The sequence below is a fragment of the Polynucleobacter sp. UB-Piko-W3 genome (assembly GCF_018881635.1).
Lineage (GTDB): Bacteria > Pseudomonadota > Gammaproteobacteria > Burkholderiales > Burkholderiaceae > Polynucleobacter.
This window is the reverse complement of record NZ_JACVPY010000002.1, coordinates 990,577-1,014,615: the sequence shown is the minus strand read 5'-3', so window position 1 is coordinate 1,014,615 and position 24,039 is coordinate 990,577. Positions and strand designations below refer to the sequence as shown.

Genomic DNA, 24,039 nt, shown 5'->3' with positions numbered 1-24,039 from the left:
AATTAATGACAAGCTCTAACGAAAACGATTCATCCCCGGTAGTAAATTCATCGGCAGTTCCATCAAGCGCAGACGCGGCGCCATCCAATGAGGGTGGTAATAAAGCAGAAGGTCGCGAGGGGGCAGAGCGGGGACCGAGGCACCCACGTCGTGCCGGAACGGGGAAGCATCCATTTAATAAGAAGCGCCCATTCAATAAAGATCGGCCACGCCGCGAAGGTGGTGAAGGCAACGCTCCACGTGAGGGTAGCAACAATCAAGGTAATCATTCTGCCAAACTAGCCCCTAATCCTGCTGAGGCTGAGGCTTTATTTGCTTCAGTAGTGTCTGGTGAATTTGATGCTGCTTTAGATGCCCCTGAGGCATTAGAAGTGAAAAATCCGGATGGCTTTAATGAGAATGAAGTCTCCCATCAGACAGGTGCAGAGCGTCGTGTGCAGCGTGCCCAAGGTTCGCGTGAAGATGAAGATCCTGATGCGCCAACAGAAGAAGAAGTGAGTAGCTTGCAATTTGCGAATGTCGATGAGCTACCGCTGAGTATGCGTGATGAGGTTTGGTCAGATCTGGATGGTTTAGATGATGACGCTGATGATGAAGATACCGTCAAACTGCATAAAGTATTGGCTGACGCTGGCATGGGTTCCCGCCGCGATATGGAGGACTTGATTATTCAGGGTCGCGTATCGGTCAACGCACTGCCTGCACATATTGGTCAGCGCATTGGCCCAACCGATCAAGTGCGTATTAATGGCAAGCCAGTACATCGCAAGATTCAGACGAAACCGCCGCGGGTGATTTTGTATCACAAGCCTGCTGGTGAGATTGTCAGTCAATCTGACCCGGAAGGTCGTCCAACAGTTTTTGATCGCTTACCAAAGCCACGTCAAGGACGCTGGATTGCAGTAGGTCGCCTGGACTTTAATACTGAGGGCCTTTTGCTGTTTACCACCTCTGGTGAGTTAGCCAACCGCTTAATGCACCCACGTTATGGCGTTGAGCGTGAATACGCAGTCCGTATTTTGGGCGAGCTTGGACAGGACTCTATGGCTCAGCTAAAGAGTGGTATTCAGCTTGACGATGGCCAAGCTAAATTTTTACGTCTGGCAGCCGGTGGTGGCGATGGTGCGAATCGTTGGTATCACGTTGCTTTGAGTGAAGGTCGTAATCGTGAAGTGCGACGCATGTTTGAAACAGTAGGTCATACCGTGTCACGTTTGATTCGTACTCGTTATGGCATGTTCTTATTGCCTCCACGCTTGAGGCGGGGGAAATGGGAGGAGGTTGAGGCTGGTGGTATCTATAACTTGATGAAGTCGGCTGGCTTAAAAATGCCACAGCCCCAAGATAAGGGCCGTAATCCAAACCCAAACGGCCAAAGTCGCAATCCTGCCGGTGCAGATTTTCAGCCTGATCCAATGCAAACCTCAGTTTCTTACTGGGGCTCACGCGATGCCTTAACCCTGGCTAGTGGTCACAACGGTATGACTCATCAGGGCAGAAATAACAACTCAGGTGGTTCAGGTGAAGGCCGAGGCCCATTCCGTGGTCGCACCCAGGGTGGCAGACCTGGTCAGAGTGGTCAGGGTCAAGGTCAGGGCCAAGGTCAAAACCGCAATAAAGGCAAAAAAGTACATCATGGTCAGTCCGCTTTTGTAACTGCTAGCCCCCAAAGTCCTGGAAACGGACCTAAACGGAACGCTCCAAAAGGGCGAAAACCCTTCAATAAGGGCCCTAGAAAACCCCGCAATCCTAGCGAAAGCTTCTGATTTCTAACAGTTTTCCCTAAAAATCAGCTATAATTTTGGACTGACAGCAGTTTTCTGCTGTTTTTAGTTGTTACCGACTGATGTTGCGATCAACGTAAGTCGGCCTGTTCTGAATTTCGAGAATATGGGCTTCAAAGCCCATTTTTTTTTGCCATTTTGGTATGAGGGAAAGTCGTGAAAGATCAGCAGGTTATTTCTGCAGAGCTGGAAAACTTAGGCTACACGTTAGTTGATATTGAGCGTGAAGCCGGTGGTTTGCTGCGTGTCACGATTGAAAATCCCGATTACGAGCGTTTGATTAATGTCCTCGATTGCGAGAAGGTCAGTCATCAGCTGAGCTACACATTGCCAGTTGAGAACATTCCTTACGAGCGTTTGGAGATTTCTTCACCAGGCCTAGATCGTCCTGTGAAGAGCGCCTCAGATTTTGAGCGCTTTGCTGGAATGGAAGTGGATTTGAAGTTGCGTGTCGCCACTGGCGGCCGTAAGAATTTTCGTGGTGTGTTGCAAGGTTTGCTGACTGGTGAATTGAATTCGCCTGATGCGAAGTTTGGTTTGGTGTTTGAGGGTGCTGATGGTCAGCCTTCTCAATTGGAGTTCACTTTAGCCGAGGTCGATAAGACTCGGTTGGTCCCTGTTATTGATTTCAAAGGAAGAAAGTCATGAGCCGAGAAGTTCTCATGTTGGCAGACGCTCTAGCGCGTGAAAAGAACGTTGATCAAACGATTGTGTTTGAGGCGCTCGAGATGGCGTTGGCATCAGCCACTAAGAAACGTTATCCCAATGAAGATGTGGATATTCGTGTATCGATTGACCGTGAGTCAGGCGAATACGAAACCTTCCGTCGCTGGTTGGTTGTTCCTAACGAAGCTGGCCTGCAGGAACCTGATAAAGAGATTCTGCAGTTTGAAGCTCAAGAGCAACTTGCTGATATGGAAGTTGGCGACTACATCGAAGAGCAGATCGAATCCTTAGCTTTCGGTCGTATCGGTGCACAAGCTGCGAAGCAAGTCATTTTGCAACGTATTCGTGATGCTGAGCGCGAGCAAATTTTGAACGACTACCTTGAGCGTGGCGAAAAAGTCATGACCGGTACCGTGAAACGTGCTGACAAGAATGGTTTGATTATTGAGTCTGGCCGCGTTGAAGCTTTATTGCGTCGCGATCAAATGATTCCAAAAGAGAATTTACGTTCTGGTGACCGTGTGCGTGCTTATATCCTGAAAGTGGATCGTGAAGCACGTGGCCCACAGATTGAACTCTCCCGTACTTGCCCAGACTTCTTGATCAAATTATTTGAGAACGAAGTCCCAGAGATGGAGCAGGGCTTATTGGAGATTAAGGGCGCAGCTCGTGACCCTGGTATTCGTGCCAAGATTGCGGTTGTGACTTATGACAAGCGTATCGACCCAATCGGTACCTGTGTTGGTGTTCGTGGCACACGCGTTACTGCAGTTCGCAACGAAGTTGCTGGCGAAGCAGTCGATATCGTATTGTGGTCTGAAGATCCAGCGCAGTTTGTGATTGGTGCTTTGGCTCCAGCACAAGTTTCTTCAATCCTGGTTGATGAAGAGCGTCATGCAATGGATGTCGTAGTTGATGAAGAAAACTTGGCAATCGCGATTGGCCGCAGCGGACAGAACGTTCGTTTGGCAAGCGATTTAACTGGTTGGCAGATCAACATTATGACTCCGGAAGAGTCTGCTGAAAAAACAGAAAAAGAAGCTTCTTCTGTACGTCAGTTGTTCATGGATAAGTTAGATGTTGACCAAGAGGTTGCTGATATTTTGATTGAAGAGGGTTTCAATACATTGGAAGAAGTGGCGTACGTACCACTTTCTGAAATGTTAGAGATTGATTCATTCGATGAAGACACTGTGAATGAGTTACGTACCCGTGCTCGTGATTCCTTGTTGACGATGGAGTTGGCAAAAGAAGAGCGTATTGGTGAAGTTTCCCAAGACTTGCGTTCTTTAGAAGGAATGACAACAGAATTGATTGCTAAGCTTGCTGACAATCAAGTTCATACCCGTGACGACCTCGCTGAACTAGCTGTTGATGAGCTGGTTGAGGTGACACAAATTGACGAAGAAACTGCGAAAACGCTCATCATGAAAGCGCGCGAACATTGGTTTACTTCATGAGAGGAAGTAGTACATGGCAACAACAGTAAAAGTACTCGCCAAGGAATTGAAACGAACTGCGGCTGACCTCTTAGAGCAATTGAAGGCAGCTGGTATCGAAAAAGGTTCTGAGGACGAGAGCATTACCGAAAAGGACAAAACTGTTCTGCTTGAGCATTTGCAAAAAGCACACGGCAATGTTGATGCTGGCGCTCGTAAAAAGATTACTTTAATCAAGCGCGAGAATTCTGAGATTCGTCAGGCCGATTCGGCTGGACGTACTCGTACCGTTCAGGTTGAGGTACGAAAAAAACGTGTCTTAGTAAAGCGCGGTGAAGAGGCTGTAGCTCCTGCTGAGCCAGCTCCAGCCGCTAAGCCAGCTAAAGCTGCTACAGCAGTCAAAGCCACACTTCCAGCTGAAGAGTTAGAAAAACGCGCTGCAGAAGCTACTCGTCAAGCTGAGTTATTGGCTCGCCAAGAAGCAGAAATGAAGGCGGCAGAAGAGACTCGTCAAAAAGAGGTTGCCAAGTCGCTAGTTGAGAGTGATCAAGGTGCACCTGCAGCAGCTGCAGAGAAAAAAGCCAAGGCTGAAAAGGCTGCCAAAGATTTAGCTGCAAGCAAAGAAAAAGAGTTGGCTGAGATTCGTGTTCGTCGTGCCGCTGCCGAAGCTGAAGCTTTAGCGATTCGTGACATGATGAGTGCTCCAGCTCGCGTTCTCAAAGCGCCAAGTGAAGTTGCTGCTGAAGAAGCGAAAAAAGGAACTCTACATAAACCAGCCAAGGCGGAAGGTGCAGAAGACAAGAAAAAATCTCCAGCTAAGGTTGGCGGTAAAACAATCAAGTCTTCAGAGACATCCTCTACTTGGCAAGAAGAAGGCGCCAAGAAACCAGGCGGCCTGAAAACTCGTGGAGATGCATCTGGTGGTGTTGGTGGTTGGCGCTCTGGTGGTGGCCGTAGAAAGCAACGCCAAATTGCTGAGGCTAATGTAGATACCAACTTCCAAGTGCCTACAGAAAAAGTAGTCCATGACGTGCAAGTTCCAGAAACCATTACTGTGGCTGAACTAGCCCATGCAATGGCAGTAAAGAGTGCCGAAGTCATTAAGCTTTTGATGGGTATGGGTCAAATGGTCACCATTAACCAGGTGCTTGATCAAGACACAGCAATGATCATCGTAGAGGAGATGGGTCATACAGCTCATGCTGCCAAGTTAGATGATCCTGATTTAGATCTTGGTATTGCTGGACATGATGCAGAATTATTGCCACGTCCTCCAGTAGTGACCGTCATGGGTCACGTTGATCACGGTAAAACTTCTTTGCTCGATAAGATTCGTGCAGCAAAAGTAGCTACTGGTGAGGCTGGTGGTATTACTCAGCATATTGGCGCATATCACGTAGAAACACCCCGTGGCATGATTACCTTCTTAGATACCCCGGGTCACGAAGCCTTTACGGCGATGCGTGCTCGTGGCGCTAAGGCAACGGATATTGTGATCTTGGTTGTAGCTGCTGATGACGGTGTAATGCCGCAAACTAAGGAAGCGATTCACCATGCAGTTGCAGGTGGCGTACCAATTGTTGTAGCTATCAATAAAATTGATAAGCCAGAAGCCAATTCTGAGCGGGTGAAGACTGAGTTAGTAGCAGAGCAGGTCGTTCCAGAGGAATACGGTGGTGATGTGCCATTTATTCCAGTATCTGCAAAGACTGGTGAAGGAATTGATGCATTGCTAGAGAACGTTCTCTTGCAAGCTGAAATTTTAGAACTCAAGGCTGCGAAAGCGGCGCCTGCCCAAGGTCTTGTGATTGAAGCGCGCTTAGATAAAGGTAAGGGCCCAGTTGCTACTATTTTGGTACAGTCTGGAACACTCAAGCGTGGCGATATGTTGTTGGCCGGATCTACCTTTGGTCGCGTACGCGCCATGATGGATGAAAACGGTAAGCCTTGTAATGAGGCTGGCCCATCGATTCCAGTAGAAATTCAAGGTTTAGCAGAAGTTCCTGCTGCTGGTGAGTCAGTCCAAGTAGTTCCTGATGAGCGTAAGGCTCGTGAGATTGCACTCTTCCGTCAAGGTAAGTTCCGCGATGTGAAGTTAGCTAAGCAACAAGCATTCAAACTCGAAACCATGATGGAAAATATGGAAGAGGGTGCGATTGAGGCGAAGTTGTTGCCATTAATCATCAAGGCAGATGTACAAGGTTCACAAGAGGCCCTATCTCAGTCCTTAATGAAGCTCTCTACCCCAGAAGTGAAGGTGCAAATCGTTCACGCAGCGGTGGGTGGCATTACTGAGACTGACGTTAACTTGGCGGTCGCTTCTAAGGCAGTGATCATTGGCTTTAACTCTCGTGCGGATGCAGCAGCCCGTAAATTAGCTGAGAATAATGGCGTTGATATTCGTTATCACAACATTATTTATGACGCTGTTGATGAGGTGAAGTTGGCTCTGAGCGGTATGTTGACTCCAGATAAGAAAGAAGAGATCACGGGTCTAGTTGAGATTCGTCAAGTCTTCTTGGTATCTAAAGTTGGTGCGATTGCAGGTTGCCTAGTAGTCGATGGCGTTGTTAAGCGTACTTCAAGCGTGCGTTTGCTACGTGATAACGTGGTTGTCTGGACGGGTGAGCTCGACTCACTCAAGCGTTTTAAAGATGATGCTAAAGAAGTTCGTGCCGGTGTTGAGTGCGGTCTGTCATTAAAGGGCTACAACGACATTAAAGAGGGTGATCAGCTTGAAGTATTCGAAGTTACAGAAGTTGCTCGTTCACTCTAAGCATTCTTTGTAATATGCACAAAACTAGTCCGCATCGTAACCAGCGTCTCGCCGATCAAATTCAGCGAGACCTGGCCGAGCTCATCCCACGTGAGTTGCGTAGTCCGAGCTTAGGCTTAATTACCTTGCAAAGTATTGAGCTCACGCCAGATTTAGCACATGCCAAAGTATTCTTCACGGTACTGGGTGCTGAGCCTGAGCATGTGCTCAAGGCGCTTCAGGAAAAAGCAGGATATTTACATTCTTTATTGTTTAAGCGCTTGCATATTCATACCGTTCCAACCTTGCACTTTCACTATGACAGCTCAGTGGAGCACGGCATAGAGATGTCTCGATTGATCGATCAAGCAGTTGATAGTGATCGTGGCGATCGCAAAGACGAAGCGCAATAATTTCATGGCTATTCGGATCGACGGCGTAGTGCTGCTAGATAAACCTGCAGGAATGAGTTCCCAGGGTGCAGTTACTGCAGTCAAGCGCGCATTTAATGCTGATAAAGCTGGCCATACAGGTACTTTGGACCCGATGGCTACTGGCCTTTTACCTATTTGTTTAGGTGAGGCAACTAAATACTCTCAAGATTTATTAGAGGCAGATAAAACATACATAGCCCAAGTGAAATTTGGATCTCGTACTGATACCGGTGATGCTGAAGGCCTCACTATTGAAGAGTTGCCTATACCCGTCTTTACAAGTGAGGCAGATCTCAGAAAAGTGCTAGATGCCTTACTGCCAAAATTTACTGGACTGATTTCTCAAGTGCCACCGATGTATTCTGCGCTTAAGCGCGATGGCAAACCTTTATATGAATATGCGCGTGCCGGTGTTGAGTTGGAGCGGACTGCCCGCGAGATCACTATTCATCAAATTCGCTGGACTGATATTGCATGGCCAGTAGCAACTTTAGAAGTCTCCTGCAGCAAAGGTACCTACATTCGAGTATTGGCAGAAGACATTGGTAATACCTTAGGTTGTGGCGCTCATTTAGTTGGCCTGCGCCGCACTGAAGTAGGCCACTTAAATCTGGAGCAGTCATTTACGATTGAATCGATTCAGAGTGGTTTGCAAAATAGCTCAAACTACATATTGCCAGTTGATGCATTGCTACAAACCTTGCCGCATTTAACTGTGGATGAGCAACAGGCTAAGCGCTTAGAGATGGGTCAGCGCGTACCTCTGAATTTGCCATCGATTGAAGCTCTAGTGCGTATTTATCGTGCTACTGCCGCACCCCATAACTTTATTGGCACTGCTGATTGGCGCTCTGGGGTATTGCATCCCAAGCGTTTGATTTCGCAGGCTCATTAATAGAAGTATTCATTACCCAATTAATTAACTTTCACTTATCTTTAACTTTAGAAGCTTCACATGACTAAACGCGCACTCCGTAACATCGCTATCATCGCCCACGTTGACCACGGTAAAACTACTTTGGTTGACCAACTCTTACGCCAATCAGGCACATTCCGTTCGAATGAAAAAATGACCGAACGTGTCATGGATTCAAATGACCTGGAAAAAGAGCGTGGCATTACTATTTTGTCCAAGAACTGCTCAGTAGAGTACAACGGCACCCATATCAATATTGTTGATACCCCAGGACACGCTGACTTCGGCGGTGAAGTGGAGCGCGTACTGTCTATGGTTGATGGCGTATTGCTTTTAGTTGATGCAGTTGAAGGCCCAATGCCGCAAACTCGTTTTGTTACCAAGAAAGCGCTAGCGCTTGGTCTAAAGCCAATTGTGGTGATCAACAAGGTTGACCGTCCAGGCGCTCGTTGCGATTACGTTATCAATGCAACCTTTGAGTTGTTTGACAAACTGGGCGCTACTGAAGAGCAGCTCGATTTTCCGATCATTTATGCATCTGGCTTAAACGGCTATGCAGGCATGACTGAAGATGTGCGTGAGGGCGATATGCGGCCATTATTTGATGCTGTCTTAGAGCATGTTCCTGTCCGTGACGATAATCCTGATGGTCCTTTACAGTTTCAGATCTCTTCTATTGACTACAACAGCTACGTTGGAAAAATCGGTATTGGTCGTGTAAACCGCGGCCGCGTTAAATCCGGCATGGAAGTCATTTGCATGAATGGACCAGATGGCGTGCCATTCAAAGGCCGTGTAAACCAGGTCTTAAAATTTAAGGGTTTGGAGCGTGAGGTCGTTGAAGAGGCGATTGCTGGCGATATCGCACTGATCAATGGTATCGAGGAGCTAGCTATTGGTACAACGGTTTGTGCAGTTGATACACCAGATGCCTTGCCGATGCTCAAAATTGATGAGCCAACTTTAACAATGAACTTCATGGTGAACACTAGCCCATTGGCCGGTCGTGAAGGTAAGTTTGTGACTAGCCGTCAGATCCGCGAACGCTTAGACCGTGAATTGAAATCCAATATGGCATTGCGTGTAAAAGAAACTGATGACGATACTGTGTTCGAAGTATCAGGTCGCGGTGAATTACACCTTACGATTCTTGTAGAGACTATGCGCCGTGAAGGTTATGAAATGGCTGTTTCTCGTCCACGTGTCGTTTTCCATGAAGAGAATGGCGTGAAGATGGAACCGTATGAGAATTTAACGGTTGACGTGGAAGATGCTACCCAAGGCGCCGTAATGGAAGATTTGGGTAAGCGTAAAGGTGAGTTGCAAGATATGGTGAGCGATGGAAAAGGTCGCACCCGTCTTGAGTACCGCATTCCAGCACGTGGCTTGATCGGCTTCCAAGGCGATTTCATGACCATGACCCGTGGTAATGGTTTGATGAGTCATACCTTTGATGCTTATGCACCTGCTAAAGATGGCATTTTGGGCGAACGTCATAACGGTGTATTGATTAGCCAAGATGATGGCGAGGCAGTTGCTTATGCTATTTGGAAATTGCAAGACCGTGGTCGTATGTTTGTAAAGCATGGCGATCCCGTTTATGAAGGTATGGTGATCGGTATTCATAGTCGTGACAATGATCTGGTTGTGAACCCGATTAAAGGTAAACAATTAACCAACGTGCGTTCTTCCGGTACTGATGAAGCGGTTCGCCTAGTCACCCCAATTGATCTGACTTTGGAATATGCGGTTGAATTCATTAGTGACGATGAATTGGTTGAAGTAACACCTAAGAGTGTGCGTGTTCGTAAGCGCCACCTCAAGGAGCATGATCGCAAGAAGGCTTCACGCGAGTAAGCGTCTCAAGCTGCATCAAAAAAGCCACCTTCGGGTGGCTTTTTTACTGTCATCAATTCGTCATATATATTTCTATATAATTAGAAATATGAAAAATACTGATGCAATACAGGCCTTTTTAGCCTTAGGGCAGGAGTCAAGACTCAATATCTTCCGCTTAATTGTGCAGCGAGGAGATGAGGGTCTCACTCCCAGCCAAATGATCGAAAAATTAGGCATTCCGAATGCGACATTGAGTTTTCACCTCAAGGAGTTAGTGCAGGCAGATCTACTCGTAGTAGAGAGGCAAAGTCGTAATCTCATTTATCGCCCGAATGCAAAGCTTGTTCAAGATCTCAGCGAGTTCCTATTGGAAAACTGCTGCAATGGACAATCATGTGTTCCAGCCAAAGTTTTAAAGAAAGCAAAGTCATCATGAAACAATACAACGTTCTTTTTCTCTGCACCCATAATTCAGCTCGCTCGATTATTGGCGAAGCATTGGCATCCACTCACCCCAGCGGTAAGCTCAAAGGTTTTTCTGCTGGCTCTACTCCCGGCACTAGCGTCAATCCATACGCAGCTCAGATTGCCAAAGAGCTAGGCTTAGATACTTTCTTGCTCAAATCCAAAAGCTGGGACGTATTTGCACAGCCAGATGCCCCAAAGATGGATTTCATCATTACGGTATGCGATAACGCAGCAGGTGAGGTTTGCCCCCATTGGCCTGGGCATCCAGTTACAGCCCACTGGGGCTTCCCTGATCCATCGCAAGTGCAGGGTACTGATATCGAAAAGAAGGCAGCGTTTGTTAGTGTAATGAATGGCCTTAAAAAGAGAGTGGATATTCTGGCTGCCATGCCCTTAGATAAGCTCGATGCCATGTCTTTAAAAGGGATCCATACAACATCATGAGTTCTCTGACCAAAAAACTGTCTTTCTTAGATCGGTATTTAACGGTCTGGATTTTTGCTGCCATGGCCTTGGGTATTGGTTTGGGCCATTTATTTCCAGAGGTAGAGGGCTTGATTAACTCGTTTCAGGTGGGTAGCACTAATTACCCCATAGCGATAGGCTTAATACTCATGATGTATCCGCCCTTTGCTAAGGTGAGATATGAAGACCTACCTGATATCTTTAGAGATAAAAAAATCTTTGCGATTGCTTTCCTCATGAATTGGATCATTGCCCCAATCTTCATGTTCCTTCTGGCAATTACCTTTGTGCCCAATCAACCTGAATACATGGCAGGTCTTATTTTGATTGGGATTGCACCTTGTATTGCAATGGTGATTGTCTGGAATGACATTGCCAAGGGGTCTACAGAATATGCTGCTGGCTTAGTGGCGTTTAATGCCATTTTCCAAGTTCTATTTTTTAGTATCTATGCCTATGTATTCTTGACCGTACTTCCACCCCTGTTTGGTCTCGAAGGATCAAGCGTGAGTATCACTATTAGCGAGATCGCCAAGACTGTCTTTATTTATTTAGGCATTCCTTGTATTGCAGGATTGCTAACTAGATTCGTGATGCTAAAGTTTGTTTCTAAAGAGTGGTATCACGAACACTTTGTACCCAAGATTGGCAAGCTCACATTGATTGCCTTACTCTTTACTATCGTAGTGATGTTTAGCCTGAAGGGAAAACTGATTCTCGAGTTGCCGGGGGATGTTTTAACAATCTCTATTCCATTGCTGATCTATTTTGGAGTGATGTTTCTGATCACTTTTGTAATTACAGCCAAGATGGGTATTGATTACAAAAGGTGTTGCACGCTTTCTTTCACAGCATCAAGTAATAATTTTGAATTAGCAATTGCTGTAGCAATTGCAGTCTTTGGCATCAATTCTGGGGCTGCCTTTGCAGCAGTGATAGGGCCTTTGGTAGAAGTGCCTATCATGATCGGCCTAGTAACTGTCGCCTTAAGAATTAAAGAGCGTTATTGGCATGAGAGTTAATTCAGAGGGGGTCTCATCATCACGGGTATTTTTGCCTGCTGATCAGGCTCACCCGAACTTATTGCATTTCTTTATCACTCAATTTCCTCACATTGAAGTAAAAGAGTGGGAAGATAGATTTTCCCAGGGCCTTGTACTCAATGACGAGGGGCAGGCCCTTGGCGCTGGCGATGCCTATCAACCTAATACCCATCTCATTTACTTTAGGCGCTTAGCAAGAGAGCCCGCAATACCTTTTGAGGAACATATCCTCTTTCAAGATGAACATATCGTGGTTGCAGATAAGCCTCACTTTTTACCAGTAACACCTAGCGGGCTTTACTTGCATCAAACTTTACTCAATCGCCTAAAGAAAAAAACAGGCCTTCAGACTTTGAGTCCGATCCACCGCATTGACCGCGATACTGCTGGAATCGTAATTTTTTCTGTCAAACCAGATGAGAGAGCCTCGTATCAGAATCTCTTTAGGGACAGATCTGTCACTAAGATTTATGAAGCGATTGCACTTTATTCTGATGCGCTGAATGCAAAGCTGCCAATGACTTATCAAAGTAGGCTAGAAGAATCCGAGCATTTCTTACAAATGATGGAGGTAGAGGGCCAAGCCAATACCGATACATTGATTGAGCTTATTGTCCAAAATAAGCCGTGGGCTAAATATCGACTTATACCAGGTAGCGGTAAGAAGCATCAGCTCCGTTGTCACCTTAATGCCTTAGGTATACCGATTAAGTATGATCAGATATACCCCATACTTACTCCGTATCAAGAGTATGACTTGGATTTTTCAAAACCTTTGCAGTTGCTCGCCAAAGAAATAGCTTTTCTTGACCCCATTACTGGAGAGCAGCGAGCCTTTACCAGCCAAAGAGCCCTGGAGTTATAGGGTAGTGTGCGGTATTTGCTTCAAACAGTTTAATGTTTGAGCGCAGAAAAACTGCCCACCTGAGCCTTATTCCAATAGAGCTCAAACGCTTTAGGTAAGCCTAGGGTTGGATCAATCGCCGCAGATTTGAGTAAGAGCCCTGCCGGCATTTCAGGTAGTAGGTTTGATAATAAGCGAACTTCATTTGCATTAATGCGACGAATAATATGTGATGCATCAATCTCGCTAGGATGCTGTAATCCCGCCGCCTCTACTAACTCTTTTAATGTTTTCAAGGTTTCATTGTGGAAATGAAAGACGCGTTCAGCCTTATTGCTTGGTACGAGTGCTTTTTGACGTAATGGATCTTGAGTCGTCACGCCAGTCGGGCAATTACCGGTATGGCATGTTTGAGCCTGAATGCAGCCGATCGAGAACATAAAGCCTCGGGCGCTATTACACCAATCCGCCCCTAGCGCAAAAGCAACGGCCATATCAAAAGCACTAATAATTTTTCCTGAGCAACCAATTTTGATGTGATCGCGCAGGTTTACTCCTAGGAGAGTGTTATGGACTAAACGCAAACCTTCTTGTAGCGGCGTACCTACATGATTAGTAAATTCTACCGGCGCTGCGCCAGTGCCACCTTCAGAGCCATCGACCACAATAAAGTCAGGATAGATATTAGTTTCTAGCATCGCTTTGACGATTCCAAACCATTCCCAGGGATGGCCAATACACAACTTAAAGCCAACGGGTTTGCCACCAGATAGGTCACGTAAGGTTTTAATAAACTGCATCATCTCTAGTGGTGAAGAAAATGCGCTATGAGAGGAGGGGGAGATGCAGTTTTCACCCACCATAACGCCACGCGCTTCAGCAATTTCAGGGGTCACTTTAGGGCCAGGCAAGATTCCACCATGCCCTGGCTTGGCGCCTTGACTCATTTTGATTTCAATCATTTTGACTTGAGGGTCTAGCGCATTTTGAGTATATTTTTCAGTGCTAAAGCTACCATCGGGATTACGACAACCAAAATAGCCAGAGCCGATTTCCCAAATTAAATCGCCACCATAAACGCGGTGATAGCGAGAGATCGAGCCTTCACCAGTGTCGTGGGCAAAGTTACCATTTTTCGCTCCTAGATTGAGAGCCATCACCGCATTGGCACTTAATGACCCAAAACTCATCGCCGAGATATTAAAAATACTGGCCGAGTATTTTTGTTTACAGTCCTTCCCTCCAATCTCAATACGAAATTCATGAGTGGGTAAATGGGTGGGTGCTAGAGATTGATTAATCCACTGATAGCCTGGTGCCATTACATCTAAAGTAGTGCCAAATGGAATTTGATCAGCCATGCCTTTAGCGCGTGAATAGACTAAGGTGCGTTGCTCCCGTGAGAACGGCGTTTTATCGTTATCCCCCTCAAAGAAGTATTGTCGGATTTCCGGGCGTATAAATTCCAGCAAAAAGCGCATATGACCCAGAATTGGATAGTTGCGCAAAATAGCATGCTTAGTTTGGAGGCAATCATGAACACCCACCAAAGTTAAGAAACTAAAAATTAGTAAGAAATACCAATTAGTGATACCCATGAATTGAAGAAATCCACTCACCACCATTCCAATGATGCAAATAGCAAATGTACTGAGGCGAATCGGCAGAATAGGTTTAGATAATTTAGTCATCATTCGCTCAATTTAATGGGATTTCAGCAAGAGAATTAAATGGGTAAGTTTTATTGGGCTCAGGATGTTTTAGTCCCCGAAGTTTCTAGACCCACAAGTCAAAGTCCCTATGACCTATTAACAGCCGAGCACAAACTGAACAATATCAGATTTATATTCTCCTGAAAGTTGAAATTAGCCATCAGAAGATTCACCGCTAGGTTTATGCAGAAAAGCCACATAGAGGCTAAATTGCTGGCTGTAGATCGATGCGCGAGCACTCATTTGGGGCGGGAAGGGAAGGCAATATAGCCCTAAAAAGGCCCCTATCGACTGTCGCCAATGGGGGCTAAAATAGATATTCATTCAAGTCTTAAACCGTGTTTCAGTTTATGTTTGAGACTATGTAACATTACACATGCAGATTTTATAGATTCACAAGAAAGTCAAAGGTTAAAACCATGAGCTATGGCGCAATAGAGTTAGGTCAACTCAATATTCAAAAAGGCAAGTACGATGTTGCTTTTGATATTTTGTATGACGCCGCTGTTAACGATCAAAATGATGACGCACTCTTTTTGCTAACCAAGATGACCTTTGATGGTCATCTAGAGTCTGAGCAGATGGAAAAGTTTTACGAGTTGCAGAATGGTCATACCAGCATAGGCAATGGTTATGCATTATTTAATGTTGGTCTGATGCATGAGAGAGGGCTCGGCAAAGTTCCTCAAAGCTATAAAACTGCGGTGGAATATTACCTCAGAGCTGTCAAAGAAGAAGTCAAAGATGCCTTCTGTAATTTAGGCAATATCTATGCCCTTGGTCTTGGGATGGAGCAAGGCGTACCCAGAGACGTGGAATTAGGAATTAAATATCTCACTATCGGTGCACATGAGGGTAGCCGGCAGTGCGCCTTTACCTTAGGTTCCCTGTATGGAAAGGGAGAATTTATTCCTCTGGATTTAAAAAAATCATTTTATTTTCTGTCCTTAGCTGCCCTTCAGGGTCATGATCAAGCCAAAAGGGTATTGCACATTTTTGTGCATTCTCACAAAGAAAACTATGACGCAGAGATGGATGCAGCTGAGTTGCAATTCGGAAAAATTCAGAATCTTCGCCTTCTTTATAAGTGTGTTTAAAACTGCCTGGGTTAGATCGATTTGTGCGAAGGCAATTTGGCTTTGACGCCCGCTTATCGCTATAGCTAATAAACTTCAGCATCTATAGGGGCAAGGGCAAAACCCAGCCTTTTCAGATATTTCGCCACTAATGGTTGTAAATAAGCCTGATAAACGCTCTTTGAATGAATTGGCAAAAGTTAGCATTTATTAACATTACTAATTCAGGCTTTTGAAGTCGAAAAAATAAGACTAAAATAGATCTCCAAATTAGACATAAGCTATAGGTCACAGAAAATCATTTCAATAATGGTTTAAGGGAATAAAGACATGCTTTTTAAGAAATCTCAGTCGATTAAATTTTTGCAACCCACAATGGAGTCATTCGAGACGATTGTTGGTCCAGCCACAGAAGTGCATGGAAGACTAGTCGCGAATGAAAGTCTGCGTATTGATGGCAGCGTTATCGGAAATATAGAGGCAGCGCAGGGCAAAGATGTGAGTATTGCCTTGGGCCGTTCGGGTGTTGTGCAAGGCGACATATATGCATTCAGAGTTTTGGTTGCCGGACGAGTTGAGGGAAATATCTATGCGACAGAGCGCGTCGAGTTGCATGATGGCGCCGAGGTTCGAGGCGATATTACCTACGGACAGCTCGGTATTGAGCATGGCGCTAAGCTGAACGGGCTAATGATTTCAAGAAATGGTGAGGAGCCCAAAGGCATGGTTGATTCATCAGCAGTATTTCAAGCAAATTGGGCTAAGATTAAAAGTCGCTAAGGTTTTTTCTGGGCGCCACTTTCTTGCGCTTTAGTCTATAGAGTAAACAAAATATATGGCTTTATTTAATTTAGGATCGACTACTCCTCAGTATATGGATCAGTCATTGTTTGATGCGGCTATTTTTCGGTTCTATTGCTTACGTCATCAATATGAAGACTTTCAGAGTTTTTGGCATGCAAAAAAAGTTGACTCAAGTGGGGCAGAAATTCGTTTGGTAGATAGCTTATTTGCCCAAGCTGCCAAGTACACGAAAGATGAGCATTTGAGAGGGCAACTATCTCAAGCGTGTTTGGAGATCGAAAAATACTGGAATATGAAGTTTGGTTCAAGTTCTGAGTCGCTATCTGTCTTCTCAAGCATCAAGTCTCAAGCTGAGGAAGCTCTATTAAAGTCCGAGGCTCAGGCCCAAGAGCTTAATGCTAAGTCTAGTCAATCCCCTGTCAACCCTGATTCAAGGGTGGATTCTTGTATGAGAAATCTTTACAGGTATGAAATGCAAATTGCTCAGTTAAACCCAGTGAGCTTTGATGTGCAAACCAAAATGCATTTCTTCTTAAATGGTTTGAATGAATCACTGAGTTCGAGCTTTAAGTACAGCGGTAGTGTTCTTAAGGTCTTAGACCAAGACTCCTATATTCAGAACGAAGATACTACTTGGGGTAGATGGACTCTGTTTCGAGATTCAACCGGATACTCTGATATTTGGATTGTGAGAATTGAGAATGGTAGGGCAGAGGTAGTAAAGGCAGTATCCAAATTAAACCAAGATACTTATGAGCTTGATGAATCCATCAGGGGAATTCATTTTGACTCTGAAATTTTTAAGGCAATTGATAAAACGCAGATTTCTGCATTTGAAAACTCAGAATTCAATTTGAGTCCTCCATCCTATTTTCAGATGCTTTCAATGCTTAACGTAACGGGTGTAGAGGTCTTTGAAAAGCGCTAGAAATAAACTGCGCCTTTCAAAGTTGCAAACAAGAAAGTGTTACTCGTTATCTGAAGAGTTGTTTGACTCGTAAGATGGGGTAGCAGAGTAAGAGGATGAGTGATTTGGCTCGATTACTCTTAACTCGCCGCTGAGTTTTGCACCTTTTTCAACACTCATTTCAGCATATTGAGTTAGCCCCGTAATTTTTGCGCTCGATTTGATGTTGAGGTGACTGGTAACATGCAGGCCCTGAGTCACTTCACCACGAATTTCTACAACCTCTGCATTAATTCGGCCGTTAACAATTCCAGTAGCGTCTACTAAAACTTCTTTGGTATTGAGTTCGCCTTCAACTAAGCCGGCAACAACCGCCATTTCTGGTACTTCAAATGTACCTTTAACGACGACTCCTTCGCCTACAAAAAGTGAACCCTTTGGATTGTTGTCCATGTCTATTTTCCTAATTTATTAGATTTAACCAAATCATATCTGAATCTCTAGCTTGCTCAACATTGACGGCATAAATGTGCACAAATATAGTGCATTAATTATCGGTGTTTTGGGGTTTGGTTTTAATGGGAGTTGGAGTAGCTAATTCAGAGAATTGGTCTTTCAGTACATTAAGAGTACTAATTTTTGACTCAATCACCGGCAGTTGGCGTTGCAGGGTTTGCAACTTATCGCGGTAATTGGCCTCAATTTCATCCAATTCTGTTCTGGTGATCACTCCACCCATCTCTTTAGTCATTTCTGGGCTAAATCGAATAGCTACCCTAAAGCCTAGAAAATGGATTCCAATGCCGATAAGGATGAATACACTAAAGGACAAAATAGCCAGCTTAATCACGGTTCTACCCGTAATTTTGACTTGTTTCATCGTTGAGGTTGATCCTGAGATCCAAATGAGCTGCATCTTTAATTTGTCTTGAATTCTGGAGGGTTACATGATTTAGGGCTCATTTTGATCATTTTTACTCAAAAAGTAAAGGGTTGAGCCCAATTTGACAAGGTTCTAAGCTGAATTTGGGTGTTAATATTCTCTGTAATAAACATCATATTTAGAGACAAATCAAATGATTGTGTTTAGGCTTCAATCAACCCCTTTTTTGCCAATATTCAGCTAAAACTAAATTCAGCTCATGCCCCAAGACCGTCTCCCAGAAATCATCGGCTCTGCGCTTAAAAATGCCAGGGAAAAAAGGGGTATGGAGCGCTCTGAGCTAGCAACTCAATGCTGTCTGTCTAACAAAATGATTTTAGAGTTGGAAGAGGGTGGCATGACCGCGTTTTACAGCTTTCAACTGAAGCTGTCATCGGCAAAACGTGTTGGATCTTTTTTAGGACTATCTCCCTCTGATTACTTGGAGCAAGTCGTTGAGCTGGCTGAAGTTCCAGATCCTGTGGTTGAAGTGGAAGAGTCTGTTGCCAAAGGAGGGGAGCAGCCCGCTCAGGCAAGCCCCCCTAAATCTGTTGTAAATGAAGGTGAGCAGTTGGATGACTTGATATATCAAAGCACCAATTCTGGGATTTCTTTATCTCACATGAATATGCACTCTATTCCCGTAAGGCGAATCGGGATATTACTTGGTCTGTTGATAGCAGTTGGTGTACTGTATGGATTAAATAGTCAGTTTGAAATTTCTACGAGAACCCTAGCTTTTTTAGAGCAGATGGGAAGCAAGAATGTGGTGAAGCCAGAGGCTCCTAAAGAGCTTGTTATCCAAGAGCCCTCGCCAGAAGCAGTTGATGAGAAACACCCTACAAATATGGAGACTAAGCCCAATACCATTTTAGCTACCAGTGTGAATACGACTGCTGTACAAAGTCAGTGTCCACCAATAAGGGATGCTGAGATTCCGGTTTATAAGTCTCCCAACGCCTCTAAATTGGGTGATGTCGTGAATGTCAAAACATTAGTTAAACAATCTATTTGTGTGTCTGATGGGCAAGGCAAGCAAACACTTATTGATCTTGAGCCAAATACAGCTCATGCGTTTAAGGGTGCTCCCCCTTTTGTCATATCAGCACAAGATTTAGATAATGTAGAAATGTATTTCCAGGGCTGGAGGGTTCGATCTCCAAGTCCTGGTGCTAAACAGATGAAATTAGTTGAAGTAGCTGTGCAATAAAGATATTGACCTAATCGCTCGCTGGAGGTGATGAGATGTTCGAATTTACAAAAAAAGGCCCAATGGCTGATACACAACTAGCCTACTCAACTACGGTGGGTGCTGGATCTTCTGTTGTTGGTAACTTTACGCATCGTGGCAACATGCTATTGTCTGGCCATTTAGTAGGCGATATTCATCAAGACGAAGAAGCCCCAGACTCTGCCAATGGTTTTACAGCAGTGATTGGCAAAACAGGTTTTTTAGAGGGCGATATTTATAGTGCTCATGCCATCATTATTGGTTGCATCAACGGATCAGTGCACGCAAAGGGTCGAGTAGAGATTTACCCAGGCGCAGTTGTACGCGGAGACATTACGTACTCACAAATCAATGTGCACCCCGATGCGAAGGTCAATGGCAATCTCAAATGTTTGCTGCCTGATACTCTTCATGCTCAAGTAACTGCGACTGATGGCGATGATTTGGCAAATAATGTTTTGCGGATCGCAAAGGTTAAAGGCCTCTAATATTTGGCTATGATGGGATGATACCAACACCACAAAATCAGATTCATCACCTCAAGGAATCTTTAGAAGAAAATTCCTTTAAAAGAAAAGTTCCCTTGATTTTGTTACTAGCATTTCTTGTGCTAGTTGCGCTAGGATCTTTGGTATATGTCTATCAATACCGAGATCTACCAAGGTGCCAAGATGAGGCAGTGCAAATATTGCTTAATCAAAACATTAGAAATAATGAAGGACTTATCCAAAACTCGCAAACCCTTGCCTTTAATGGATTTAAGGAAGTTATGCACAACCAATCACAACGTTCTTGCAATGTGACTTTGATTACCAACCAAAGCAACTATTCGGTTGCGTATTTTGTTGTAAGCGACCTGAGTCAAAAAAATTGGCTTAGTCGATTGACGGGTATAGTTGATTACTCAGTGATGATCGAAAAGATTGAACCTACTCAGTTACGCTAAACTAGGCTATTACTAGTAAGTCTTTTAGAGCAAGAACTTACCAATAATGTATAGCATCATGGTTGATACAAGAGCATATATCGCCGCCTTACCTAAGGCTCTCTCCATACCCTTCTGCACAATTTTATTTTGAATATTTTCATCAGTAACAATATTCTTAATATTCCATAGATCTTTTCTGATAGTGTTAAGGCTTTCCTCAGATTTTCGATCTCTAGCTTGAATGTTGGCGCTAATTTCAGCTAAGCGAGAGTTCATCTCTTTTAGCTCTGCAATTGCGTCGTCTAGATTGCCCATGAATGCTCCAAATTGGGGGTTGCGCTATTGATCTTCAGTAGCGCAATTAATAAGTGTTCTTAAATTAAACAGAATTATGGCAAATTTCAGGCGGCCATCCTGTATTTTTTGTTAATTTGGCGAAAACGTTACAAATTAGCCGCCTTTTGGATTGGAATTGGGCGGAATCCATTTAATTTGCTTTATAGTGGTGTTGCATTAAATAAGCCGTTTACAAGGCAATGATGCCGATCAAATTTCATAACAGAATGGATATCAAACGCTGATGATAGTAGCTAAAGCTAAAGCCTTGGCAAAGATCATTTTGAAGGGCATTGCTATCTTATTGGCTTTGCTCATCTTGCTCTATGCAGGATTCAAGTTTTGGGAATACCAGACTATAGAAGGAAAGCGAGCCGAAAAAACTGCTTTTCTAAATCAGCAAAAGACTAAGTTTGAGGATTTCATCAGAGACGAGGTTTCTTACGCCCCCCTAATGGTCGGTACTTCATCCCTTGAATATGTACAGCGCGGTAACAGAGATTTTATTTTTTCTTACCTCTTAGCCGCTGATTACAAAGCCTTTCAGAATGCAATGGAAGATAGCGTCCCGATGATTTATGTTGGTAAGCAAATTTTAGGCTCAGGTTGTAAAAAGCAAGCGTGTAGTGAGGCCGAAGCAGCATTTGTGATTGACCCCGATAGCGGTAAATACTATGCGGCCCTTAGCCAAGATGGCAAGACTGTTTACTATGGTGTTGAGGATGGTAAGTCGACACCTGCAGCGTTTGAGAAGTGGCACGGTAATCAAACCTCAGGGGGTGCCAAATAATGGCTCTTTTATTGAGTACGGTAATCCCCCGGATTAAATATTATCTATGTGCGCTATTAACGGTCTGCTTTGTAGTGGGAGCGCAAGCAAAGTCTGAACAGCAGGAGTCAGGGCCAGCAAAATCCGGAAGTGCAAAGGGCGCGCAGAAGTCAAATAATGATAAGGATGTTGTACTGCGAAAGAATGGACAATCCACCGTGTATTTATTGTCAGGCTGGGGTAAAGCAGAAGAGCCTTATGTTTGGTACACCGTTTCAGCTCACTTTAATGCCGAGCAATTAGCACCTAATGGCAAGCCTTTTAATCTTTTTAGTCTGAGTGGTGCTCAGGATTGCAAGGAAAATCATTTTTTCTTTTACCGTATTTCCTATATGTATTTTGATACCAAGTCCAAAGCCTTGAGCGAAGTCTTCTTCAAGAAAAGTAAGTCTGACATCCTGCCAATTAATCCCGAGACTATTGAGTCGAGCGTTAAATCCATTATCTGTAATTAAATGACAGATCGCCAAGCGAAGTCACAACTCGTGGCAGAGCAATTTAAGACTCTATTTGCTCAAATGCAAAAATTGGCTCAGGAAGCTGATCATCAAGAGCTTGTTGCACAGATCCATTCTGATGCGCAATTGACCCATCTTCAGCGCCATATTTTTCAAGAGCTACTTTATGATCAGCCATCGCCGTCTGCGACTTTGCGTGACGAGTTAACTGGGCTCTTAATCAGATCTAGCTTAATTGAGAGTCTAGACCTTGCGCTAAGGGGCCTACAAAGTAGTAATGCCATCTTAGCGGTATGTTTTATTGATCTAGATGGATTTAAAGAGATTAATGATCAGCATGGGCATGCCTTAGGCGATCAAGCCTTATGCTTGGTAAGCGCACGCTTGCAAAACTCTATCCGGTCAGATGACCTGTTATGTCGTTGGGGCGGTGATGAGTTTGTGGTGGTTCTACAAAATGTTGATCGACCGGAATCAGTTGAAAACTTAGCCAATCGACTATTGACTGCCATTTCTCATCCTCTAAGATTGAGCGCTGATGAGCCGTTGACCTTATTCTTGGGGGCAAGCATTGGGGTATCTATTGTTATGCCGGCGACATCCATGGCTTCACAGGAGAAAGTAGATGCGCTGACGTTCATTGAGCGAGCAGACCAGGCAATGTATAACGCCAAAAAGGCAGGCAAAAACCGAATTGAAATTACTACTTCGTAAAGTGGTGACTAGAGGGCTATTGTTTGCGCAAGTGAACAGGCGGAATCCGGAGAATATCTCGATACTTCGCAACGGTACGCCGTGCAATGATGTAGCCTTGATCGCTCAATAGTTGGGCGATCTGAGTATCAGAAATTGGTTTACCAGCAGATTCTTCTTCTACAATTTTTTTGATTAAGGCCTGTACGGCTGTAGAAGAAATGCCGCCACCTTTTTCTGAGCTGACTTGACTGCTAAAAAAATATTTGAACTCAAAAATTCCCAGTTGACAGGCTAAATATTTTTGAGTGGTCACTCTGGAGATGGTCGATTCATGCATTTCCAATTCTTCAGCAATTTCACGCAAAACTAAAGGTTTCATACCAATAGCCCCCATTGAGAAAAATTGCTGTTGCCTGACAACAATCGCTTGCGCTACTCTTAATATAGTTTCTTCTCGCTGCACAATATTCTTCACGAGCCAACTTGCCTCTAGCATTTTTTGCTTTAGGACGCCATCAATGTTCTTCTGACCATTTTCTTTCAGAATTCTTGCGTATTCATTGTTTAGAGAGAGACGGGGTTTTGCGTTGGGATTAGATTCAACGACCCAACGATTTTGTTTCAGATTAACAACGACATCCGGTAGAACCCACTGATCATTCTCACGTTCAAATTGAGAGCCTGGATTATGCTGTAGCGTACGAATCAGTTCAACGGCTTTGAGTACTTCTGCCTCAGATTTGCCGCTAGCCTGTTTGATTTTTTGCCAGTCTTTTGATCCCACTTTGGATAGATGACTGGTAACAATATATCGGGCTAATTCCCAAGAGGGCCTATCAGACTTTGCATTTTCAAGAATGCGATCTATTTGGAGTGACAGGCATTCTGCCAAGTCACGAGCACCAATACCTGGAGGATCAAGTGATTGCAGTTTAGCCAGGGCATTTTGGATACTATCGCGCGAATTGGCTCCATCAATCTGGGTGCCAATATCCGCTTGAATCGCTTCGAGATCCTCTGGGAGGTAACCCCTCTCATCTAAGCATCCGGCGATATAGGCAATCAATGATTGCTCTTTGGGGTCGATATTGAGCAGATGAACCTGCTCGTCTAGATATTCTAGTAAGGTTTGTTTATGAGCTATACGCTCGTAGCGTTCTCCCCATTCCTCATCATCGTCTTGCGATATTCGATTATTAGCCCAAGAGTTTTGATTGGTTTCAATCCGCTCGCTAGACTGAGAAAGGTTGGATTCAATTTCAGGATTTGGCTCAAATTCGATAAGAGGGTTGTCTTCAGCTGCTTTGGCTAATTCTTGCTCTAGCTCTGAATTAGAAAGCTGCAACAGCCTGATTGATTGCTGCAGTTGTGGCGTAAGGTTGACGGTCTGGCTGACTCGGGTATTCAGTGAGATGGCCATGATTTACTGATTATTGATGATTATGGAGAGAATTTGAGTGTTCACAGGATTGAGTGTAATTGGCTTA

25 protein-coding genes are annotated in these 24,039 nt (G+C 44.4%); 20 read left to right on the top strand and 5 right to left on the bottom strand.

Features of this window, described 5'->3' with window-relative positions:
- Positions 1-5 precede the first annotated feature (5 nt).
- From ICN31_RS05540 to ICN31_RS05490, 11 genes are all read left to right on the top strand, one after another.
- Positions 6-1,766: a pseudouridine synthase gene (locus ICN31_RS05540; RefSeq protein WP_216259387.1), complete on the top strand. Its 1,761-nt coding sequence runs from the start codon at positions 6-8 to the stop codon at positions 1,764-1,766.
- A 174-nt stretch (positions 1,767-1,940) separates the two neighbouring features.
- Entirely contained in the window at positions 1,941-2,432 is a 492-nt protein-coding gene (gene rimP / locus ICN31_RS05535) for a ribosome maturation factor RimP (protein WP_216259385.1), read from the top strand.
- Entirely contained in the window at positions 2,429-3,910 is a 1,482-nt protein-coding gene (gene nusA / locus ICN31_RS05530) for a transcription termination factor NusA (protein WP_216259383.1), read from the top strand. Before rimP ends, nusA begins: the two co-directional genes overlap by 4 nt.
- Before the next feature lie 13 nt (positions 3,911-3,923).
- Entirely contained in the window at positions 3,924-6,665 is a 2,742-nt protein-coding gene (gene infB, locus ICN31_RS05525; RefSeq protein ID WP_216259380.1) for a translation initiation factor IF-2, read from the top strand.
- Positions 6,666-6,679: 14 nt separating this feature from the next.
- The gene (gene rbfA / locus ICN31_RS05520; RefSeq protein ID WP_216259378.1) at positions 6,680-7,057 is read left to right on the top strand and encodes a 30S ribosome-binding factor RbfA; all 378 of its coding nucleotides are present in this window, start codon (positions 6,680-6,682) and stop codon (positions 7,055-7,057) included.
- A gap of 4 nt (positions 7,058-7,061) precedes the next feature.
- Positions 7,062-7,973 (top strand): tRNA pseudouridine(55) synthase TruB, encoded by a 912-nt coding sequence (gene truB / locus ICN31_RS05515; RefSeq protein ID WP_216260796.1) that lies wholly within the window; start codon positions 7,062-7,064, stop codon positions 7,971-7,973.
- Between the two features lie 60 nt (positions 7,974-8,033).
- The gene (gene typA / locus ICN31_RS05510) at positions 8,034-9,851 is read left to right on the top strand and encodes a translational GTPase TypA (RefSeq protein ID WP_216259376.1); all 1,818 of its coding nucleotides are present in this window, start codon (positions 8,034-8,036) and stop codon (positions 9,849-9,851) included.
- 88 nt (positions 9,852-9,939) lie between these two features.
- On the top strand, positions 9,940-10,269 hold the full coding sequence (locus ICN31_RS05505) for a helix-turn-helix transcriptional regulator (RefSeq protein WP_216259374.1): 330 nt from the start codon (positions 9,940-9,942) through the stop codon (positions 10,267-10,269).
- A complete protein-coding gene (locus ICN31_RS05500) occupies positions 10,266-10,745 on the top strand; it encodes an arsenate reductase ArsC (RefSeq protein WP_216259372.1) in 480 nt (159 codons plus the stop codon). Before ICN31_RS05505 ends, ICN31_RS05500 begins: the two co-directional genes overlap by 4 nt.
- Positions 10,742-11,788: an ACR3 family arsenite efflux transporter gene (gene arsB / locus ICN31_RS05495; RefSeq protein ID WP_216259369.1), complete on the top strand. Its 1,047-nt coding sequence runs from the start codon at positions 10,742-10,744 to the stop codon at positions 11,786-11,788. The genes ICN31_RS05500 and arsB overlap by 4 nt, the downstream gene beginning before the upstream one ends.
- Positions 11,778-12,674, top strand: coding sequence for a pseudouridine synthase (locus ICN31_RS05490; protein WP_216259368.1), 897 nt, complete (start codon positions 11,778-11,780; stop codon positions 12,672-12,674). The genes arsB and ICN31_RS05490 overlap by 11 nt, the downstream gene beginning before the upstream one ends.
- 29 nt (positions 12,675-12,703) lie before the next feature.
- Here ICN31_RS05490 and ICN31_RS05485 read toward each other — a convergent pair whose 3' ends face one another.
- Entirely contained in the window at positions 12,704-14,344 is a 1,641-nt protein-coding gene (locus ICN31_RS05485) for an FMN-binding glutamate synthase family protein (RefSeq protein ID WP_370624325.1), read from the bottom strand.
- Between the two features lie 440 nt (positions 14,345-14,784).
- On the opposite strand from ICN31_RS05485, the gene ICN31_RS05480 reads away from it, so the two are divergent.
- From ICN31_RS05480 to ICN31_RS05470, 3 genes are all read left to right on the top strand, one after another.
- A complete protein-coding gene (locus ICN31_RS05480) occupies positions 14,785-15,462 on the top strand; it encodes a tetratricopeptide repeat protein (RefSeq protein ID WP_216259364.1) in 678 nt (225 codons plus the stop codon).
- A 309-nt stretch (positions 15,463-15,771) separates the two neighbouring features.
- Complete coding sequence (locus ICN31_RS05475; RefSeq protein ID WP_216259361.1) at positions 15,772-16,221, top strand: polymer-forming cytoskeletal protein; 450 nt, start codon at positions 15,772-15,774, stop codon at positions 16,219-16,221.
- A 55-nt stretch (positions 16,222-16,276) separates the two neighbouring features.
- The gene (locus ICN31_RS05470) at positions 16,277-17,173 is read left to right on the top strand and encodes a hypothetical protein (RefSeq protein WP_216259359.1); all 897 of its coding nucleotides are present in this window, start codon (positions 16,277-16,279) and stop codon (positions 17,171-17,173) included.
- Positions 17,174-17,212: 39 nt separating this feature from the next.
- Here ICN31_RS05470 and ICN31_RS05465 read toward each other — a convergent pair whose 3' ends face one another.
- Both ICN31_RS05465 and ICN31_RS05460 read right to left on the bottom strand, forming a co-directional pair.
- Complete coding sequence (locus ICN31_RS05465) at positions 17,213-17,605, bottom strand: polymer-forming cytoskeletal protein (protein WP_216259356.1); 393 nt, start codon at positions 17,603-17,605, stop codon at positions 17,213-17,215.
- A 94-nt stretch (positions 17,606-17,699) separates the two neighbouring features.
- The gene (locus ICN31_RS05460) at positions 17,700-18,032 is read right to left on the bottom strand and encodes a hypothetical protein (RefSeq protein WP_216259354.1); all 333 of its coding nucleotides are present in this window, start codon (positions 18,030-18,032) and stop codon (positions 17,700-17,702) included.
- A gap of 262 nt (positions 18,033-18,294) precedes the next feature.
- Between ICN31_RS05460 and ICN31_RS05455 the strand changes: the two genes are divergently transcribed.
- From ICN31_RS05455 to ICN31_RS05445, 3 genes are read left to right on the top strand one after another with little or no spacing between them, the layout of a single operon-like run.
- On the top strand, positions 18,295-19,284 hold the full coding sequence (locus ICN31_RS05455) for a multiprotein-bridging factor 1 family protein (RefSeq protein WP_216259352.1): 990 nt from the start codon (positions 18,295-18,297) through the stop codon (positions 19,282-19,284).
- A gap of 35 nt (positions 19,285-19,319) precedes the next feature.
- Positions 19,320-19,793, top strand: coding sequence for a polymer-forming cytoskeletal protein (locus ICN31_RS05450; protein WP_216259350.1), 474 nt, complete (start codon positions 19,320-19,322; stop codon positions 19,791-19,793).
- A 17-nt stretch (positions 19,794-19,810) separates the two neighbouring features.
- Positions 19,811-20,251 (top strand): hypothetical protein, encoded by a 441-nt coding sequence (locus ICN31_RS05445; RefSeq protein ID WP_216259349.1) that lies wholly within the window; start codon positions 19,811-19,813, stop codon positions 20,249-20,251.
- Between the two features lie 24 nt (positions 20,252-20,275).
- Here ICN31_RS05445 and ICN31_RS05440 read toward each other — a convergent pair whose 3' ends face one another.
- Positions 20,276-20,548 (bottom strand): hypothetical protein, encoded by a 273-nt coding sequence (locus ICN31_RS05440; protein WP_216259347.1) that lies wholly within the window; start codon positions 20,546-20,548, stop codon positions 20,276-20,278.
- A gap of 265 nt (positions 20,549-20,813) precedes the next feature.
- Here ICN31_RS05440 and ICN31_RS05435 point away from each other — a divergent pair, with 265 nt between their 5' ends.
- From ICN31_RS05435 to ICN31_RS05425, 3 genes are read left to right on the top strand one after another with little or no spacing between them, the layout of a single operon-like run.
- Positions 20,814-21,359 carry a hypothetical protein gene (locus tag ICN31_RS05435; protein WP_216259345.1) on the top strand — a complete coding sequence of 182 codons (546 nt, stop codon included), beginning with the start codon at positions 20,814-20,816 and terminating at the stop codon, positions 21,357-21,359.
- A complete protein-coding gene (locus ICN31_RS05430) occupies positions 21,359-21,853 on the top strand; it encodes a hypothetical protein (protein ID WP_216259343.1) in 495 nt (164 codons plus the stop codon). Before ICN31_RS05435 ends, ICN31_RS05430 begins: the two co-directional genes overlap by 1 nt.
- On the top strand, positions 21,854-22,570 hold the full coding sequence (locus ICN31_RS05425; RefSeq protein ID WP_216259341.1) for a GGDEF domain-containing protein: 717 nt from the start codon (positions 21,854-21,856) through the stop codon (positions 22,568-22,570).
- A gap of 16 nt (positions 22,571-22,586) precedes the next feature.
- Here ICN31_RS05425 and rpoN read toward each other — a convergent pair whose 3' ends face one another.
- Complete coding sequence (gene rpoN, locus ICN31_RS05420; RefSeq protein WP_216259339.1) at positions 22,587-23,972, bottom strand: RNA polymerase factor sigma-54; 1,386 nt, start codon at positions 23,970-23,972, stop codon at positions 22,587-22,589.
- Positions 23,973-24,039 lie beyond the last annotated feature (67 nt).